The 16,319-nt window shown below is 30.3% G+C and carries 23 protein-coding genes and 2 pseudogenes; 24 read left to right on the forward strand and 1 reads right to left on the reverse strand.

Going from position 1 to position 16,319, the window contains the following annotated elements; all coding sequences use genetic code 11:
- Window position 1 precedes the first annotated feature (1 nt).
- The 16 genes and pseudogenes from DZ65_RS0108380 (at window position 2) to DZ65_RS11370 (ending at window position 11,128) form a co-directional block, all read left to right on the forward strand.
- Window positions 2-451 (forward strand): NifX-associated nitrogen fixation protein, encoded by a 450-nt coding sequence (locus DZ65_RS0108380; RefSeq protein ID WP_024788182.1) that lies wholly within the window; start codon window positions 2-4, stop codon window positions 449-451.
- Between the two features lie 2 nt (window positions 452-453).
- The gene (locus DZ65_RS0108385; RefSeq protein WP_024788183.1) at window positions 454-972 is read left to right on the forward strand and encodes a flavodoxin; all 519 of its coding nucleotides are present in this window, start codon (window positions 454-456) and stop codon (window positions 970-972) included.
- Window positions 973-981: 9 nt separating this feature from the next.
- Window positions 982-1,308 carry a nitrogenase-stabilizing/protective protein NifW gene (locus DZ65_RS10160; RefSeq protein WP_024788184.1) on the forward strand — a complete coding sequence of 109 codons (327 nt, stop codon included), beginning with the start codon at window positions 982-984 and terminating at the stop codon, window positions 1,306-1,308.
- A 3-nt stretch (window positions 1,309-1,311) separates the two neighbouring features.
- Window positions 1,312-1,695 (forward strand): nitrogen fixation protein NifZ, encoded by a 384-nt coding sequence (locus DZ65_RS10165; protein WP_024791556.1) that lies wholly within the window; start codon window positions 1,312-1,314, stop codon window positions 1,693-1,695.
- A gap of 39 nt (window positions 1,696-1,734) precedes the next feature.
- Window positions 1,735-2,115 (forward strand): 2Fe-2S iron-sulfur cluster-binding protein, encoded by a 381-nt coding sequence (locus DZ65_RS0108400; RefSeq protein WP_024788186.1) that lies wholly within the window; start codon window positions 1,735-1,737, stop codon window positions 2,113-2,115.
- Window positions 2,116-2,131: 16 nt separating this feature from the next.
- Window positions 2,132-2,422 (forward strand): 2Fe-2S iron-sulfur cluster binding domain-containing protein, encoded by a 291-nt coding sequence (locus tag DZ65_RS0108405; RefSeq protein ID WP_024791557.1) that lies wholly within the window; start codon window positions 2,132-2,134, stop codon window positions 2,420-2,422.
- Window positions 2,423-2,512: 90 nt separating this feature from the next.
- Window positions 2,513-3,754: an RNA polymerase factor sigma-54 gene (gene rpoN, locus DZ65_RS0108410; protein WP_024788188.1), complete on the forward strand. Its 1,242-nt coding sequence runs from the start codon at window positions 2,513-2,515 to the stop codon at window positions 3,752-3,754.
- Window positions 3,755-3,789: 35 nt separating this feature from the next.
- Window positions 3,790-5,787 carry a hypothetical protein gene (locus DZ65_RS0108415; RefSeq protein ID WP_024791558.1) on the forward strand — a complete coding sequence of 666 codons (1,998 nt, stop codon included), beginning with the start codon at window positions 3,790-3,792 and terminating at the stop codon, window positions 5,785-5,787.
- Between the two features lie 95 nt (window positions 5,788-5,882).
- On the forward strand, window positions 5,883-6,266 hold the full coding sequence (gene rpsL, locus DZ65_RS0108420; protein WP_024788191.1) for a 30S ribosomal protein S12: 384 nt from the start codon (window positions 5,883-5,885) through the stop codon (window positions 6,264-6,266).
- Between the two features lie 197 nt (window positions 6,267-6,463).
- Window positions 6,464-6,931 (forward strand): 30S ribosomal protein S7, encoded by a 468-nt coding sequence (rpsG, locus tag DZ65_RS0108425; protein ID WP_024788192.1) that lies wholly within the window; start codon window positions 6,464-6,466, stop codon window positions 6,929-6,931.
- Between the two features lie 107 nt (window positions 6,932-7,038).
- Window positions 7,039-9,120 carry an elongation factor G gene (gene fusA / locus DZ65_RS0108430; RefSeq protein WP_024791559.1) on the forward strand — a complete coding sequence of 694 codons (2,082 nt, stop codon included), beginning with the start codon at window positions 7,039-7,041 and terminating at the stop codon, window positions 9,118-9,120.
- Between the two features lie 324 nt (window positions 9,121-9,444).
- On the forward strand, window positions 9,445-9,672 hold the full coding sequence (locus tag DZ65_RS0108435; protein WP_024791030.1) for a DUF6364 family protein: 228 nt from the start codon (window positions 9,445-9,447) through the stop codon (window positions 9,670-9,672).
- Entirely contained in the window at window positions 9,669-10,085 is a 417-nt protein-coding gene (locus DZ65_RS0108440; RefSeq protein WP_024791560.1) for a PIN domain-containing protein, read from the forward strand. Before DZ65_RS0108435 ends, DZ65_RS0108440 begins: the two co-directional genes overlap by 4 nt.
- A pseudogene (locus tag DZ65_RS11555) lies at window positions 10,086-10,206 on the forward strand (hypothetical protein); the annotation flags it as partial. It abuts the gene before it with no gap.
- A 114-nt stretch (window positions 10,207-10,320) separates the two neighbouring features.
- Window positions 10,321-11,019: a ModD protein gene (locus tag DZ65_RS10170; protein ID WP_051433550.1), complete on the forward strand. Its 699-nt coding sequence runs from the start codon at window positions 10,321-10,323 to the stop codon at window positions 11,017-11,019.
- Entirely contained in the window at window positions 10,994-11,128 is a 135-nt protein-coding gene (locus tag DZ65_RS11370; RefSeq protein WP_255327389.1) for a hypothetical protein, read from the forward strand. The genes DZ65_RS10170 and DZ65_RS11370 overlap by 26 nt, the downstream gene beginning before the upstream one ends.
- Here the strand turns inward: DZ65_RS11370 and DZ65_RS0108450 are convergent.
- A complete protein-coding gene (locus tag DZ65_RS0108450; RefSeq protein ID WP_024791031.1) occupies window positions 11,112-11,507 on the reverse strand; it encodes a DUF6858 family protein in 396 nt (131 codons plus the stop codon). The genes DZ65_RS11370 and DZ65_RS0108450 overlap by 17 nt on opposite strands.
- 110 nt (window positions 11,508-11,617) lie before the next feature.
- Between DZ65_RS0108450 and DZ65_RS0108455 the strand changes: the two genes are divergently transcribed.
- The 8 genes and pseudogenes from DZ65_RS0108455 to DZ65_RS0108490 all read left to right on the forward strand — a co-directional run.
- On the forward strand, window positions 11,618-12,628 hold the full coding sequence (locus DZ65_RS0108455) for a M99 family carboxypeptidase catalytic domain-containing protein (RefSeq protein ID WP_024791032.1): 1,011 nt from the start codon (window positions 11,618-11,620) through the stop codon (window positions 12,626-12,628).
- 1 nt (window position 12,629) lies between these two features.
- The gene (locus tag DZ65_RS0108460; protein WP_024791561.1) at window positions 12,630-12,929 is read left to right on the forward strand and encodes a hypothetical protein; all 300 of its coding nucleotides are present in this window, start codon (window positions 12,630-12,632) and stop codon (window positions 12,927-12,929) included.
- A gap of 27 nt (window positions 12,930-12,956) precedes the next feature.
- Complete coding sequence (locus DZ65_RS10820; RefSeq protein ID WP_173391320.1) at window positions 12,957-13,133, forward strand: hypothetical protein; 177 nt, start codon at window positions 12,957-12,959, stop codon at window positions 13,131-13,133.
- Window positions 13,134-13,189: 56 nt separating this feature from the next.
- Window positions 13,190-13,897: a molybdate ABC transporter substrate-binding protein gene (gene modA, locus DZ65_RS0108470; protein WP_024791562.1), complete on the forward strand. Its 708-nt coding sequence runs from the start codon at window positions 13,190-13,192 to the stop codon at window positions 13,895-13,897.
- Entirely contained in the window at window positions 13,890-14,273 is a 384-nt protein-coding gene (locus DZ65_RS0108475; protein WP_024791563.1) for a TOBE domain-containing protein, read from the forward strand. Before modA ends, DZ65_RS0108475 begins: the two co-directional genes overlap by 8 nt.
- Window positions 14,263-14,933, forward strand: a pseudogene (gene modB / locus DZ65_RS10175) (molybdate ABC transporter permease subunit). Before DZ65_RS0108475 ends, modB begins: the two are co-directional and overlap by 11 nt.
- Window positions 14,930-15,874 (forward strand): ABC transporter ATP-binding protein, encoded by a 945-nt coding sequence (locus DZ65_RS0108485; RefSeq protein ID WP_024791564.1) that lies wholly within the window; start codon window positions 14,930-14,932, stop codon window positions 15,872-15,874. Before modB ends, DZ65_RS0108485 begins: the two are co-directional and overlap by 4 nt.
- 11 nt (window positions 15,875-15,885) lie before the next feature.
- On the forward strand, window positions 15,886-16,319 hold a 434-nt coding region (locus DZ65_RS0108490), incomplete at its 3' end, for a transposase (protein WP_024791565.1).

A 16,319-nucleotide genomic window follows, 5' to 3' on the forward strand; every position in this document is an offset into this window, starting at 1 on the left:
AATGAAAGAAATTAAATTTGACAAAGAAGATTTTAAAAAAGAGCTTGTAAGACAGCTAAGAGCTTCTGATCAGTTTGGAAGCTGGTCTAAAATGAGCGATGAGGAACTGTTAACAAAAAAATATGTAAAAACAAAAGAAGAACTTAAAAATATTCCGATTATTGCGGATATTGATGAAATCTGGATAAATGAAATAAAAATGATTTTCAATGCCCTTGCCTTATTGTTTGAGAGAAAAACCGGTGTAATGTGTAATGTTGTTATGGAAATGAGTCATGAAGGTTTCGGTAGATGTGTCGTTATTGCGGATAAAATTGTTTTGGTTAACAAATATTTTAAAGATGCGCACCGTTTTAGTTATAGAACTCTTGAAAAACTATATGAAGACGGGGAAAAAATGTTAAATAAAGCCTATAAAACATATTTACAGTATAAACCATGCAAGGATTAAAAATGGCAAAAATTGGAATATTTGTAGGAAGCAGCGGAGGAGTTACCCAAAATGCCGCAGAAATGCTTGAGGAATTTTTTGAAGAGAGTGAACTTATAAATATGGAAGAGGATTTTGACGGCATTGAACAGTTTGAAGAATATGATGTGTTGCTTTTAGGCTCTTCAACCTGGGGACAGGGGGACCCTCAAAGGGACTGGGTCGACCCGCTTTTTGAGCTTGAAAATGAAATGCCGGATTTAAGCGGTAAAAAAGTCGCTTTCTTCGGTGCCGGGGATCAGGTTACACACGGGGAACATTTTGTAAGTGCTTTGGCAAAACTTAAAGAAGTTTTTACAAAGCTTGGAGCCGATTGTGAATACGGTTACTGGCCGATTGATGGATATAATTTTGAGTATTCGGCATCTGCGAAAGACGGAAAATTTTGCGGTTTGGCCATAGATGATATTAATCAGCCGGATTTGACCGAAGAAAGAGTGGCCGCATGGGCTGAACAGATTAAAAAAGAGATGAATCTTTAAGGAGAGGTTATGGGTAAACTTGAAGAGTTTAAAAAACTGAAAACTATAGAGGAATATTTTGATTTTTTTGATATTGAATATGATAAAAATCTTGTAAGTGTAAAAAGATTCCATATTTTAAAAAAATTCGGTGAAATGCTTGAAAAATCAAAAAAAGAAGAGTTTGAAAATGAGCAAAAAGAGCTGGATTTTTATAAATTTGCCTTTTATAATATTTATAAAAATTTTGAAAACGGTTATTCCCCGAGTGCTGCGGAAATTTGGGACACATTCAGCAGGCCGTCTCCTTGTAGATTCTGTCTTGGCGCAAGCAGCTGCAGCAGTGTAAAGGAGTAAATTATGAAAAAATTAACAGTAGCTGAAGAAGGATTGATTTCATCTTCAACAAAAGATGAAATACTTCCCAAATTTAAAATAGGTCAGAGGGTCAGGATAAAAGTCCCTATAAAAAATGACGGAACAAACCCTTTTTATGAAAGAAACGCCATTTTGATTGAACCCGGGGAAGAGGGATATGTTAAGCATATTGGGGATTTTTTACAGGTAATAAGAATTTATGAAGTCCATTTTTTGGAAAAAGGCGTAATTTTCGGATGCAGGGAAGATGAGCTTGAAGCGGTGGAAGATGATGATTTTTATGATGAGGTGGAAGAAGAATTAAAATGGATTAGAGAACACCGTGCGAAAAAAGAGAAAAAACAGATTCAAAGTAAAAGTACATAAAATGAATCTGTTTTAAATAAATAAAAAAAAGGAGAATAAATGGTAAGTGTGATTTTTTGCGGATTCGGTGAAGGAATGGATAAAAGGATTTTTGCAAAAAAAGGTGATTTACTTTTAAGAGTTGCAAAACTAAACGGGGTTAAAATACCGAGTGAATGTGAAGACGGTACCTGCGGAAGCTGTGCCGTGAAAATTGAAGAATTAAAATTAAAAGATACATTAAAACCGGATGAAGAGGGTTATGACCCGGAAGCCGTTCCGGTATATATGGAAGATAAAGAACTTAACACTTTGATAGAAATGGGAGCCATTTCAAAAAAAGAGGCTGAAATAGCCCAGCAGTATAACAGACAAACACCTATTAGACTTGCATGTCAGTGTATTATACAAACAGACATACTTGTAAAACCATTTGAATAAAAAAAAAGGAGTAAAAATGACAACAAGAGTAGAGATTGTAAATGATTTTTTAGCTGTAAATGTTAAACCTGGTAAAACTATCCAGGATATTGTGGAAGCATCAGGTTCCGCTTTACCTTTTGGTTGCAGAGACGGAGAATGCGGAACCTGTGTTGTATATATTGAAACAGGGATGGAGTATTTAAGTGAAATGAATGAAAAAGAAAAAGCTGTTATGAAAATGTTGAATGAAAACAGCCCTAAAGCAAGACTTGCATGTCAGATGAAAATTGCTAAACCGAACGGACTTGTACGTATAAGGTATTAGTTCCGATTCTTTTTGAATCGGATAATTTAGCCGTTTTCGTTTAGAACAAAAATTGCATATAATATTGTAAAAATATTATATGGGGTTTTTATGGAACTAAAACAGAGTTTGTCTCAAAAACAGGTGCCGCGCCTTTCTATGAAAATGTGGCTTCCGATACTTGAGTGTTCAGTTACAGAACTCGATGAGCATTTAAGAACCATATCTTATGAAAATCCCTGTATTGAAATATCAAACAAAACTTCACCAAAAGCTTACAGTGAATATGTAAACCGTGTTTCAAACGCTTCAACCGATTCTATAGAAGCTTTGAGCATAAATGAAAAAAATTTATATGAAATTTTGGAAGAACAGATAATTCCGCCTTTATTCCCTACAAAAAAATCCCAAAAAGTTGCAAAAGAGATTATATTAAATATAAATAAAGAGGGTTATTTTGAGGGAAATATAGAAGAAATTGCCAATATTTGCAATGTTACGCCTACATTTGTGGAATCTGTAAGACAGCGCTTTGAATACTTGGAGCCTAGCGGAATAGGCGCAGAAAATTTTAAAGAGGCTTTTTTGTTCCAGCTTGTGGAATATGATTTAGATGATGAACTCAGCCTGCTTTTAAGTAATATAATTAAAAATTTCAGTTCTATGGACAAATTTATCAACCATCCACGTTTTAAAGATGCAAAAGATATTTTAAAGCGTTTAAAATATCCCCCTGCCGTTGAATTTAAAAAAAACAAAGAACATATTGTTCCGGATATGCATATTTTTTTTGAAAAAGGTGAATTAGTTATTATGATGAACAGCCAGTTTTATCCGGATGTTAAAATAAATTTTGTAAACGATTCGAATAATTATCTGAAAAAGAAATTTAAAGAGGCGAAAGAACTTGTGAATATGCTGGATCTCAGAAAAAAAACCCTTTATAATATTGCGTTAATCATTACCGAAAAACAGTATAGCTTTTTTGTAGGCGGCAGTTTAAAACCACTTAGGTTAAAAGATGTCGCCAAAGAATTAGGATTTAACGAATCCACAATTTCAAGGGCAATAAAGAATAAATTTATTCAGACAGAATGGGGTATATTTGCATTTAAAGATTTTTTTGCAAATAATATAAACAATGTTTCAACTGTTGAAATAAAAGAATTTGTAAAAAATCTTATTGAAAATGAAAATCAGGAAAAACCTTTAAGCGATAAGGAAATTCTTGAATTTGTAAATAAGAAATTTAATATAAATATGCAAAGAAGAACCATTGTTAAATACAGACAGGAGATGAATATACCTTCTTTTAAGGAAAGAAAATTTATATATTTAATTAAAAATTCATAATTTTATTTTTGCTATAATTAGCAAAAAGGGAAAATATGAAAAAATTTTTAATTTTTTTCTCTTCTGTTATTGTAATATTTGCAGCTTTTATAGTTTTTTTATTTACGCCTCCGGGAAACGCGCTTTTAAAACCTATCGTTGAAAGTCAGATTAATTCAAAATCCCCTGTTAAAATTTCTTTTGATAAATTTAGGGTTGGCTTTGGCAATATTGATTTAAAAATTAAACTTTTAAAAAATTCGGTAGCAAATATTAAAGGAAATTATTCACTTTTTTCCCAGAATTTCAATATTAATTACAATGTTCATATTGATAATTTAAATAATTTAAAAAATATAGTTAATTATCCACTAAGAGGAAGTGTGGATACAAGTGGAAACATTAAAGGAAATATCAAAGATATAAAAATAAAAGGAATCACAAATTTTGCAAAAAGTAACAGTAATTATTTTGTTGAACTTAAAAATAAAAAAGTTTCAAAAATTTTGGCAGATATTAAAAATCTGGATTTAGCAAGCCTTCTTTATATAGTTAATAAACCTAAATTTATAGACGGAAAATTAAATTCAAACATTGTTTTAAACAGTATTGATATTAACAATTTGGACGGGAATATAAAAGCTTATATTAAAAATGCAACTGTTAACAGGAATTTATTGAAAAAAGAGTATAATTTAACACTTCCAAAAACTGCGCTTAATTTAAATGCAAAAGCTTTAATGAAAGATAAAAAAATAAACTTTTTTGCCAATTTAGTTTCCAATTTATTAAAGGCAAATATAAACGGCAAATTTGAAAACAATTATTTAAGTTCCAAATATATTGTTTTGGCCGATAATTTATCTGTTTTAACACCTGTTATAAATCAAAAAATAAGGGGAAAATTTAAAACAGAAGGCAACATAAAAGGTAAAACAGACAATTTATTGGTAAAAGGAATCGCATATTTAGCGGGCGGAAATATAGATTATCAAACAAATTTGGGTAAAAAAGAATTAATTTATAGAGTGAATAATATTAAAATAAATAAACTGCTTTATATGGTTTATCAGCCGATATACAGTTACGGAAATATTAACTCAAATGGAAAAATTTATTTTAACAAAGATTTAAACGGAAAAATAATTGCCAATATACAAGGGAAAACAGATAAATATGTGTTGTATAAAGAGTTTAATTTTACAAATGCTGCTATTTCATATAATCTAAATTCAAATGTCAATATAAAAAATTCAATAGCTTTAATAAATACAAAATTAAATTCAAATGTTGTTAATGCTAATTTGCCGGATGGAAAATACAATATTAATAAAAATATATTTACAAGCACTTATTCAATAAATATTCCAAATTTAGACAAACTCTATTTTGCAACAAAAAAACATTTAAAAGGTAAAATTAGGGTATTTGGAAATATAAAAAAGGATAAAGATTTATTAATTACAGGAAACTCTAAAACACTCGGAGGAAGTATAAATTATAAATTATTAAACAACGATTTTACATTAAATGCAAAAAATCTATATGTTGTAAAACTTATGGATATGCTTATGTATCCTCAAATTTTTGATTCAACCGCAAATATTGATTTGAAATATAACCTTTTAAATAAAAAAGGCGTTTTGGATGCTAATTTGATTGACGGCCACTTTTTACCTAATAAGCTCAGCTTTTTAATAAATTCTCTGGCTCATTTTGATTTAACAAGAGAAATTTATAAAAAAACAACTATTCACTCTATTATAAATGATAAAAAAATAATAAGCGATTTGGATATGAAAAGCAGACTGACTCACATTTCTTCTAAAAAAGCTTTTGTAGATTTAGATAAAGAATATATAGACTCAAAGCTTCTTTTAGAAATAATGAAAAGACCAATTTATATTAAATTAAAAGGTAAATTAACTTCTCCATCTATAAAAATTGATGCAAGTAAATTTTTAAAAGCAGAAATTAAAAGGAAGGCTAAAGAAGAGATAAAAAAACAGATTGAAAAAAATTTGCCTATTCAAAATTTCTTTAAAGGATTTTAATTTCCTTTTTTTAAGTAAATAATAAATAAAAAAATTTAATAAATTTCTTTTATTTTGGTATAATTCCACACTAAAAAACTGATTAAAGGAAAAGAATGCCTACTATAAACCAATTAGTTAGAAAAGGTAGAAAACAAGTTATTAAAAAATCAAAATCACCTGCACTTGTAAGCTGTCCTCAAAGAAGAGGGGTTTGTACAAGAGTATATACGACTACTCCTAAAAAACCGAACTCTGCACTTAGAAAAGTTGCAAAAGTTCGCCTTACCAGCGGGTATGAGGTAATTAGTTATATACCCGGTGTAGGTCATAACCTGCAAGAACACAGCATTGTGCTTGTAAGAGGCGGTAGGGTAAAAGACTTGCCTGGGGTTAAATATCACATCGTAAGAGGTGCGTTGGATACTGCCGGAGTTAAGGGAAGAGTACACTCAAGAAGTAAATACGGTACTAAAAAAGCAGAAGCCGGTAAAAAATAATTTTTGATTTTTGTGTAGTTTAGGTTAATTTGCATTTTGGTTATAGTAGGAGGAATTTTTAATGGAAAATGTAAAATGGAAAATGTAAAATTCCATTTTTAATTGTTTAATTGTCCATTGATTTGCCTCCTCACTGCCAAAGCTGGTAGAGTAAGTCCCTGTATATGGGTAAAAAAAACTGAAGAGAAGGAGATTTTATGAGAAGAAGAAGAGCGCCTAAAAGAGCGGTAATGCCGGATCCGGTATTTAAGAGTGAAATAGTTACAAAATTTATTAATAAAATTATGTGGGACGGTAAAAAAACAATTGCCGAAAAAATAGTTTACGGTGCTATTGAAAGATTGGATAGCAAAGGTGAAGAAAAAGGAATAGATGTATTTTTCAAAGCTATTGAAAATGTAAAACCGCTTTTGGAAGTTAGAAGCAGAAGAGTCGGTGGGGCGACATACCAGGTCCCTATGGAAGTGAGACCTGAAAGACAACAAACACTTTCTATCAGATGGATAGTTGATGCTGCAAGAAACAGAAATGAAAGAACAATGGTAGAAAGACTTTCTAACGAACTTTGGGATGCGGCAAACGAAAGAGGAGCGGCATTTAAGAAAAGAGAAGACACTCACAGAATGGCAGAGGCAAACAAAGCATTTGCTCATTACAGATGGTAATTATTTAATGGAAAATGGAAAATTGAAAATGGAGAATTTTCTTCTCCTTTCTTCTAATCTGCAAACTTCAAAGTCTGATATAATTTCAAAAAATTTAAGGAGATAAAATGCCAAGAAAAACGCCTATCGAAAAAGTTAGGAATATAGGTATTGCTGCTCATATTGACGCAGGTAAAACTACAACAACGGAGAGAATTTTATATTATACCGGTGTTAGTCATAAAATAGGTGAAGTGCACGAAGGTGCAGCGACTATGGACTGGATGGAACAGGAAAAAGAAAGAGGTATTACAATTACTTCGGCTGCTACAACATGTTTTTGGAAAGAACATCAAATTAACATTATCGATACTCCGGGACACGTTGACTTTACTATTGAAGTCGAAAGAAGTATGAGGGTGCTTGACGGTGCGGTTGCAGTATTTTGTGCCGTCGGCGGTGTTCAGCCTCAAAGTGAAACAGTTTGGAGACAGGCAAACAAATATCATGTCCCAAGAATTGCATTTGTTAATAAAATGGACAGAATCGGGGCAAATTTCTATGAAGTTGAAAAACAGATAAAAGAAAGATTAAAAGCTAATCCGGTTCCTATTCAAATTCCAATCGGGGCGGAAGAGAATTTTAAAGGTGTTGTGGATTTAGTTCAAATGAAAGCTCTTGTATGGGAAGATGAAGCGGCACTTGGAAGTAAATACGAAGTTGAAGACATTCCGGCTGAACTTAGGGATAAAGCGGAGGAATACAGGGAAAAACTTATTGAATCAGTTGCTGAAACAGATGAAGCATTAATGGAAAAATATTTTGCCGGAGAAGAAATTACTGCTGATGAAATTAAAGCGGCTATTAAAAAAGCCACATTAAATATAGAAATTGTTCCAATGTTATGCGGTACCGCATTTAAAAACAAAGGTGTTCAACCGTTGCTTGACGCTGTAATTGATTATCTGCCTTCTCCTACAGAAGTTACATGGATTAAGGGAATTGACCCTAAAACAGGTGAGGAAATAAGCATAAATCCTGGTGATGACCAACCTTTCAGCGGACTTGCATTTAAAATTATGACTGACCCGTTTGTCGGTAAACTAACATTTACAAGATTCTATTCAGGTGTAATTGAAGCAGGCAGTTATGTATTAAACTCAACTAAAAACAAAAAAGAGAGAATCGGAAGACTTCTTAGAATGCATTCTAATAAAAGAGAAGAAGTCAGTGAATTTTACAGCGGTGAAATCGGAGCAATAGTAGGTCTTAAAAACACTTTAACAGGTGATACTTTATGCGATGAAAGCAGACCCGTTATTTTGGAAAAAATGGAATTCCCAGACCCGGTTATTTCAGTTGCGGTTGAGCCTAAAACAAAAGCCGACCAGGAAAAAATGGCTATTGCATTACAAAAATTAGCAGAAGAAGACCCGAGTTTCAGAGTTGCAACCGATGAAGAGAGCGGTCAGACAATTATTTCAGGTATGGGTGAGCTGCATCTTGAAATTATTGTAGACAGGCTTAAAAGAGAATTTAAAGTGGAATGTAATACAGGTAAACCTCAGGTTGCATACAGAGAAACATTCAAAAAAACAGTCGAGCAAGAATACAAATATGCAAAACAATCAGGCGGTAGAGGTCAATACGGGCATGTATTTATAAGACTTATTCCGCAAGAACCTGGTAAAGGTTATGAATTTGTTGATTTAATTAAAGGTGGGGTAATCCCAAGAGAATATATTCCTGCAGTTGACAAAGGTATCCAAGAAGCATCTCAGGGCGGAATTTTGGCAGGATTCCCGGTGGTTGATTTTAAAGTGGAACTTTATGACGGAAGTTACCATGAGGTTGACTCAAGCGAAATGGCGTTTAAACTTGCCGGAAGCATGGCATTTAAAGAAGGTGCCAAAAAAGCAAATCCTGTTATACTTGAACCGATTATGAAAGTTGAAATTGAAGTACCGGAAGAATATATGGGTGATGTAATTGGGGATGTAAATAGAAGAAGAGGCCAGGTAAATTCTATGGAAGATAGCCATGGAATTAAAAAAGTAACAGCATTTATCCCTCTTGCAGAAATGTTTGGATATTCAACAGACCTTAGAAGTATGACTCAGGGTAGGGGAACCTATTCAATGGTATTTGACCATTATGAAGAAGTTCCTCAAAATGTTGCAGCAGAAATTATTAAAGAAAGACAAGGGTAAATCCCTTGTTTTTTTGTTTTTATAATTAAAGGTGTTTGACACTAATTTATAAGTTAGTCCGATAAAATAACAGGAGTGGTTAAGGAAATCGAGAGGATTTAAAAGAGAAATTGTTTGTAAATTTAAAAGAAAATTAATATCAATTGACAATGGAAAATGATGAAAAGTATTGAAATAAGGGGAATTTTAAATATTTTTAAAGTAACTAACTAATTGAGAATTGGTATTACTTTGATTTATTTTTCATGATGCACAAAATAGTTCATTGAAAATTAATTAAAATTATCGTATAATATTAAAGAAACTATACGATAAGGTAGTAAAATGAATGCTAAAATTACGCTTTACAGTGATAAAGAATTAATTAAAAAAATAAAAAAATATGCAAAAGAAAAAAATACAAGTGTATCTGCAATTGTAAATGAATTTTTTAAATCATTACTTGAAAAAAATGAATCTTCACCTGTTACAAATTCATTAGCCGGAATATTAAAAAATAAAAAATTAGATGAAAAAAATTATTATAAACATTTAGAGGAAAAATATTTATGAAAATGCTCTTAGATATAAATATTGTACTGGATTTTTTTCTTGAAAGAGAACCTTTTTTTGACGAAATATATAAAATATTTAGTGCAATTGAGAATAAAAAAGTAATAGGTTATCTATGCGCTTCAAGTATTGATACGATTTATTATTTAATAGCAAAATCAATTAATAAAAGAACTGCTAATGAAGTTATTTATAAACTTTTAAAAATTTTTGAAATAAGTGAAGTAAATAAAAATACTATACTTGGTGCACTTAAGAGTGATTTTAATGATTTCGAAGATAGTATTATTTATTCAAGTGCTTATTTAAACGGAATTGATTATATTGTCACTCGGGATAAAAAAGGCTTTAAAAAGTCAAAAGTTAAAGTTTTAACTCCGGTTGAAGCTGTTTCAAAAATTAAATGTTTGTAACCGCTTGCTGAAATGTTCGAGTATTCAACAGATCTTAGAAGTATGACTCAGGGTAGGGGAACCTATTCTATGGTATCCTCAAAATGTTGCAGCAGAAATTATTAAAGAAAGACAAGGGTAAATCCCTTGTTTTCCCCTTTAATTTTCAATCTTCAATTGATATAGCTTGCTTTTTTATTTTTAAATATTGTATAATTCATCCAACGTTATATAAAAAAGTATATAAGGAAAAAAGATGTATTATACAAAAGAGGATATTGCAAGACTTATCAGTGAAGATATGCCTTATTTTGATTTGACTTCCAAACTTTTAAATATTGAGGGTTTGGGCAAGATTACTTTTTTTACCAGAAAAGATGCTGTTGTTACCGGTAATAAATTAGTTGAATTATTATGCAGGGAACTTGATTTAAAAGTAAATTTTAAAGAAAAAGATTCTAAATTTTTAACTGCTGGCAGTAAAATATTTGAAGCCGAGGGGGAAAATGTTTTAATTCTTTGGAAAGTTGCACAAAATATTTTTGAATATGCGCTTTCCGTATCTACCTACACATATGAAATGGTTAAAAAGGCAAAAAATATTAACCCATATATTGAAATTTTAACTACAAGAAAAATAATTCCTTTTACTAAAAAAATAGCCCTGAACGCTATAATAGACGGAGGCGCAATGCCCCACAGAATTACAACAAATGAAACGGTTTTGGTTTTTGATAATTATGTAAAACTTTTCGGAGGCTGGGATAAATTTTTTAAGGAATTTAAAAAAATAAAACATAAAACGATTGAAAAAAAATGGGTAATTGAAGCTGATAATTTAGAAATGGCTAAAAAATTAATAGATATTGAAGTGGATGTTATTCAGCTTGATAAAGTGGATATTGAGACAACTAAGCAAGTAGTAGAACTTGCCCATAAGTGCAGGAGGGATTAATACTAATAATGTGGAAGAGTATGCAAAAACAGGGGTTGATTCAATAGTTACAACAGCCCCTTATTTTGCAAAAGGGGCTGATGTAAAAGTGGTTATAGATTCTCTTTAATATCTTTTACCCATCCTTCCATTACATCATTTGCGATTAAAGCGGGAGCTTCAAGAAAAGCTATTTCAAACTTATCTTCAAATTCAGTAACACCGATACTTCTTGGCCTCACGGCAGTTATTTTTCCGTTTAATATTTTATTTCCAAAACAAAATATAATAATTTTGCAGTCTTTAATACCTTTTGCAATTTCTCCGTTTGGAAGATTTTTTGTATGGGTAAAATGGTCAAATTCTCCTATATATGTACATATAGGATGGGAATTAATTTTTTCTTTAAAAAATTTAATTATTTCATCGGTAGTTTTATAGTGTGTTTCATCTTTATATACATCCAATACAAATACCGGATATTTTTCCTGTAAAATCATTTGTTGCATTATGCCTCCTTAAATTTTTTGCAACTTTAGCTTAATAAGTTTAAATTATTATTAATATAAGAAAATATTATATAAATTTGATGTATAATTATAAAAAAAAGGTTTTTTAAGTGGATAGAAGAAAATTTTTAATTGCTTCTTCTTTAATACTTCCTACTTTATCTTTTGCAAAATCCCATAATCATATTGTTTTGCCTAAAAAACCATTTGAGTATTTTTATAAAAAAGGAAGTGGCAAAAGAATTTTAATTATCGGCGGAATTCATGGCAATGAAATGGGGGCTTACAAAGCTGCAGATTTACTGGTGGATATGGATATAAAAGCTGATGTTTTAATTATTCCAAGAAGCAATTTTACTTCAATTTTAGCGGATGTAAGGGGATATAACGGGGATATGAACAGAAAATTTGATTATATTTCAAAAAAGGATCCTGATTTTTATTATGTGGAACTTCTTAAAGAGGCAATACTCGATTTTAAACCGGATTTACTGATTTCTATGCATGACGGATACGGATTTAGTTCAAAATACAGGCATTCGTGGGGACAGAGTGTTGTAATTGATGAAGTTAGATATAAAAATTTTGAACTTTTTAAAGAAGCTGAATTTGTTAAAAACAATGTCAATAAATATTTAAAATGGCCAGTTTCTATTATAAACACAAAAACATTTACCGGTAATATTCATAAAGAACAAAAAAAAGCACTTACCGGCTGGTGTTTAAAACATAATGTAAAGGCATTTTGTATAGAAGCTTCCAAACAACTGCCGAGTTTAAAGGATAAAGTTTATACCCATCTTGTAATGCTGAGGGAATTTTTTAATTTATATAATATTAAATCAAATATAGATGAATATATTAAAAATATTTATTTAAAAGAGATTTTTCCAAGCGTTAAACTGAAAATAAATAATCAATTTTACAGAATAAATAAAACAACAAAAATAAAACTTCCTTTAAAAGCCGATATTGAGATAGTGGATATAACAGGCAACAGGGGAAGTTTTATTGTTCCAAAAGGCATTAATTTAAACTGGAGAAAATTTTATTTTAAAAATTTAACATTAGAAGTAAAAAACGATTTTGAAAAAAAATATGAAATACATTTAAAGGGGTAAAATGGCTTATGAACTTATAATAGACAATGATAATAAAAAAATTGAAATTCATTCGGATTTGTGTGACAAATTTATGGAAATTAAAACCGGTTTTAATAATAATTTTGAGTATGTTAATTTTCATTTGTTTAACGAAGTTGAAAATTTTTTGAATAAAGATGAATATAAGGAATATGAAATAATGGAATGTTCGGAATGCAAACCCATGGAAAACAAAGAAAAATTGGATGAAGAATATGATGATTTTTATGAAGAATTTCCAGAAGATGAAGAAGATAATCCAACTTGCTGCCCTTTTTAGGTATAATTTCACAAAAAGGAGATAAATATGTTTAAAGAATGTTGTCCGGAATTAATACCTGTAATGGAAAAATTAGCTGCTGAAAATCCTCATATTGATGCCTTGATTAAAAGGCATGCAGAGCTTAATAAAATTATAGATGATGTTGAAGCGGGAAGAGAACATATGAATGAAATGGAATTAGATAAATTATATAACGAATAAGTGCAATATTAGAATAAAAATTGCATTATATTTAAAAATTGTTGAAAGGATTATAAATGAAAAAATTTATTATTTTTTTCTTAAGTGTTTTGTTATCTGCAAATGAAATATATATTGCATCCGCCGCAGGAAATGCCTACGCACTGCCCGAAATCATAAAATCTTACAATAAACATTATCCCAAGGATAAAATTAATTTAATTTTGGCGAGTAGCGGAAAACTTACTGCCCAGATAATGCACGGGGCAAATTATGATGTGTTTTTAGCTGCCAATATGAAATACCCTTTTGCTTTATATAAAAAAGGATTGACATTAACAAAACCTAAAATTTATGCAAAAGGGGCAATAGTCCTTTTTAGCAGGAAACCTTTAAAAGGTGGTTATAAAGATATAATATTAAATTCTGCTTCCATTGCCATTGCAAATCCGAAAACAGCGCCTTACGGGAAAGCCGCTGTCGAATTTTTAAAAAATACTGGATTATACAAAAAAATAAAAAACAGACTTGTATATGCCGAAACAGTTTCGGCGGCACTTAATTATGCCATTCATTCAACAGATTCCGGAATTGTGGCAAAAGCACTTCTTTTTTCTCCAAAAACAAAAATGTACAAAAATTGGATTGAATTGCCACACAATTACAATTCTATCAATCAGGGGGCGGTACTGTTAAATAAAAAAGGGCTTCGTTTTTATAATTTTTTATTTTCAAAAGAAGCTAAAAATATTTTTAAAAAATACGGGTATAATGTAAATGAATAAAATAAAGGCCGAATTAATCAATATTGAAAATAAAAACAATATAAATTTATTAACGTTTAAAAGTGTTAATGAAACAATAAAAGTTGTTATGCTTGAGATGAATTTTGAAATTAAAAATGAAGCTTTTCTATTTTTCAAACCGACAATGGTCTCTTTGTCAAAAGAAAAATGCAAAAGTACAATAGAAAATAATTTAGCGGCTGTGGTTAAAAATATTGAAATTGGTGAAATTTTTACAAATATTTATTGTAATTTTAACAATGAAGAAATAGAAGTGTTGGTTTTAAAACAATCTTTTGAAAAATTGAATATTAATGTAGGAGAGAGGGTTTATTTAATGATTAGGGCCAGTGAAATAGGAGTCAGTGTTGATTGATTTAACACCTTTTTTCCTTTCATTTAAGCTGGCTTTTTCAGTAACGGTTATATTGCTTTGTGTAGGTATTCCTTTTTCTTATTTTCTTTCAAATACAAAATCAAAAATAAAACCGGTTTTAGAGGCGTTAAGTGCGCTTCCTATAGTGTTGCCTCCTTCAGTGCTCGGGTTTTATCTGCTTATTTTATTATCACAGGATTCTTTTATAGGAAAAATAATTTATGAAATTTTTAATATAAAACTTGTTTTTACATTTGAAGGTCTTGTTGTCGCAAGCAGTATATATTCTTTTCCGTTTATGGTTCAGCCTCTGCAAAATGGATTTGATAATATAGATAAAAAATTGATAGAGCCCAGTTTTTTAAGTGGAAAAGGTAAATTGAAACTCTATTTAGAATAATTTTACCCAATATGAAAAGTTCGATAATGACTGCGGTTATTATTACTTTTGCCCATACTGTGGGGGAATTCGGGGTTGTATTGATGGTGGGTGGTTCAATCCCCGGGAAAACTGAGGTTGCGAGTGTTGCAATATATGATTATGTAGAAATGATGGATTATAAATCAGCTCATTTTTACAGCGCCATAATGCTTGTTATAAGTTTTTTGGTTTTATTATTTGGTAAATATTTTGAATTAAAAGCAAAAGAGAAAATATGAATTATTTTAACATTTTTAAAAAACTTCACGGAAGCAACGGCAATATGGATTTAGATGCGGAATTTAACCTTGAAAAAGGCGAATTTTTGGCAATAATGGGTGAAAGCGGCAGTGGAAAAACAACACTTTTAAGAATTATTGCCGGACTTGAAAAAAGCAGCAGTAAAATTATTGTGGATAATGAAGTCTGGCAGGATGAAAAAATTTTTTTGCCTCCACAGAAAAGAAAAATAGGATTTGTTTTCCAGGATTACGCACTTTTTCCAAATATGAATGTAATCGAAAATTTATTATATGTAAACAAAGATTATGATTTGGCTGAATATCTGCTTGAAATAACCAATTTAAAAGAGCTTAAAAAAAGATTTCCAAATACACTAAGCGGCGGTCAGAAACAAAGGGTTGCATTAATCAGGGCATTAATGAGAAAACCTAAAATTTTATTGATGGATGAGCCTTTTTCAGCGCTTGATCCTGCTATGAGAAAAAATCTACAAAAAGAAATTTTGATTTTACATAAAAAATTTAATTTGACAACAATTATGGTTTCCCATTCTCCAAGCGAAATTTATAAACTCTCAAACAGGGTGATTGAAATAAGCGGAGGAAAAGTAATTAAAAATTCAAAAACAAAAGATGTTTTGTTAAAACACAGCGGTTCGGCAAAATTTGCATTTGAAGGCGAAATAATAGATATTAAAAAAAATGATGTTATAAATATTGCGGTTATTTCCATAGGTAACCAAATAACAGAAATTGTTATAACAAAAAAAGAAACAAAAAATTTAAAAATAGGGGATAAAATAATTGTTTCAACAAAAGCTTTTCATCCTAATGTGGGAAAAATAAAAAAAAAAAAAATTTTTATCATATTAAATGAAAAGTGGTTTAAATTATATTTAAAGTTTTTTTCGAGAGTGTTAGCAATTCCGTGTCAGTAGACAGGACTGACATGGAGAAATTTAATTTTGACAAAGCAGTAAAAGATTTATTAGCAGGTAAAAAGATAGGTGGGAAAGATGGAGTATTAGCTCCATTAATTAAAGAATTAGTAGAAGCTGCACTTGAAGCAGAGATTGAATCTCATATTGCAGATGAAGTTTTAGAAGGTAAAAGAAATAGAAGAAACGGTTATAACAAGAAAACAGTTAAATCAACATCTGGAGAATTTGAACTTGCTACCCCAAGAGATAGAGAAGGTAGATTTGAGCCTCAAATAGTAAAAAAACATCAAACAACAATAAGTGATGAAATAGAAGAGAAGATATTATCATTATATGCACTTGGAATGAGCTATAAAGATATAAAATCACATATTGAAGAGCTTTATCAAATTTCTATTTCATCAGCTACAATAAATGCAATAACGGATAAAATAATACCAAA

The sequence above is a fragment of the Lebetimonas sp. JS032 genome, from assembly GCF_000523315.1.
GTDB lineage: Bacteria > Campylobacterota > Campylobacteria > Campylobacterales > Nautiliaceae > Lebetimonas.

Coding starts and splice junctions, on each gene's coding strand:
- DZ65_RS0108415 (WP_024791558.1), top strand. CDS start 3,790: ATGAAAAAATTTTTAATTTTTTTCTCTTCTGTTATTGTAATATTTGCA.
- DZ65_RS0108380 (WP_024788182.1), top strand. CDS start 2: ATGAAAGAAATTAAATTTGACAAAGAAGATTTTAAAAAAGAGCTTGTA.
- DZ65_RS0108460 (WP_024791561.1), top strand. CDS start 12,630: ATGGCTTATGAACTTATAATAGACAATGATAATAAAAAAATTGAAATT.
- DZ65_RS0108405 (WP_024791557.1), top strand. CDS start 2,132: ATGACAACAAGAGTAGAGATTGTAAATGATTTTTTAGCTGTAAATGTT.
- DZ65_RS0108440 (WP_024791560.1), top strand. CDS start 9,669: ATGAAAATGCTCTTAGATATAAATATTGTACTGGATTTTTTTCTTGAA.
- rpsL (WP_024788191.1), top strand. CDS start 5,883: ATGCCTACTATAAACCAATTAGTTAGAAAAGGTAGAAAACAAGTTATT.
- rpoN (WP_024788188.1), top strand. CDS start 2,513: ATGGAACTAAAACAGAGTTTGTCTCAAAAACAGGTGCCGCGCCTTTCT.
- rpsG (WP_024788192.1), top strand. CDS start 6,464: ATGAGAAGAAGAAGAGCGCCTAAAAGAGCGGTAATGCCGGATCCGGTA.
- DZ65_RS0108385 (WP_024788183.1), top strand. CDS start 454: ATGGCAAAAATTGGAATATTTGTAGGAAGCAGCGGAGGAGTTACCCAA.
- DZ65_RS10820 (WP_173391320.1), top strand. CDS start 12,957: ATGTTTAAAGAATGTTGTCCGGAATTAATACCTGTAATGGAAAAATTA.
- modA (WP_024791562.1), top strand. CDS start 13,190: ATGAAAAAATTTATTATTTTTTTCTTAAGTGTTTTGTTATCTGCAAAT.
- DZ65_RS10170 (WP_051433550.1), top strand. CDS start 10,321: ATGTATTATACAAAAGAGGATATTGCAAGACTTATCAGTGAAGATATG.
- DZ65_RS10165 (WP_024791556.1), top strand. CDS start 1,312: ATGAAAAAATTAACAGTAGCTGAAGAAGGATTGATTTCATCTTCAACA.
- DZ65_RS10160 (WP_024788184.1), top strand. CDS start 982: ATGGGTAAACTTGAAGAGTTTAAAAAACTGAAAACTATAGAGGAATAT.
- DZ65_RS0108435 (WP_024791030.1), top strand. CDS start 9,445: ATGAATGCTAAAATTACGCTTTACAGTGATAAAGAATTAATTAAAAAA.
- DZ65_RS0108400 (WP_024788186.1), top strand. CDS start 1,735: ATGGTAAGTGTGATTTTTTGCGGATTCGGTGAAGGAATGGATAAAAGG.
- DZ65_RS0108450 (WP_024791031.1), bottom strand. CDS start 11,507: ATGCAACAAATGATTTTACAGGAAAAATATCCGGTATTTGTATTGGAT.
- fusA (WP_024791559.1), top strand. CDS start 7,039: ATGCCAAGAAAAACGCCTATCGAAAAAGTTAGGAATATAGGTATTGCT.
- DZ65_RS0108475 (WP_024791563.1), top strand. CDS start 13,890: ATGAATAAAATAAAGGCCGAATTAATCAATATTGAAAATAAAAACAAT.
- DZ65_RS0108485 (WP_024791564.1), top strand. CDS start 14,930: ATGAATTATTTTAACATTTTTAAAAAACTTCACGGAAGCAACGGCAAT.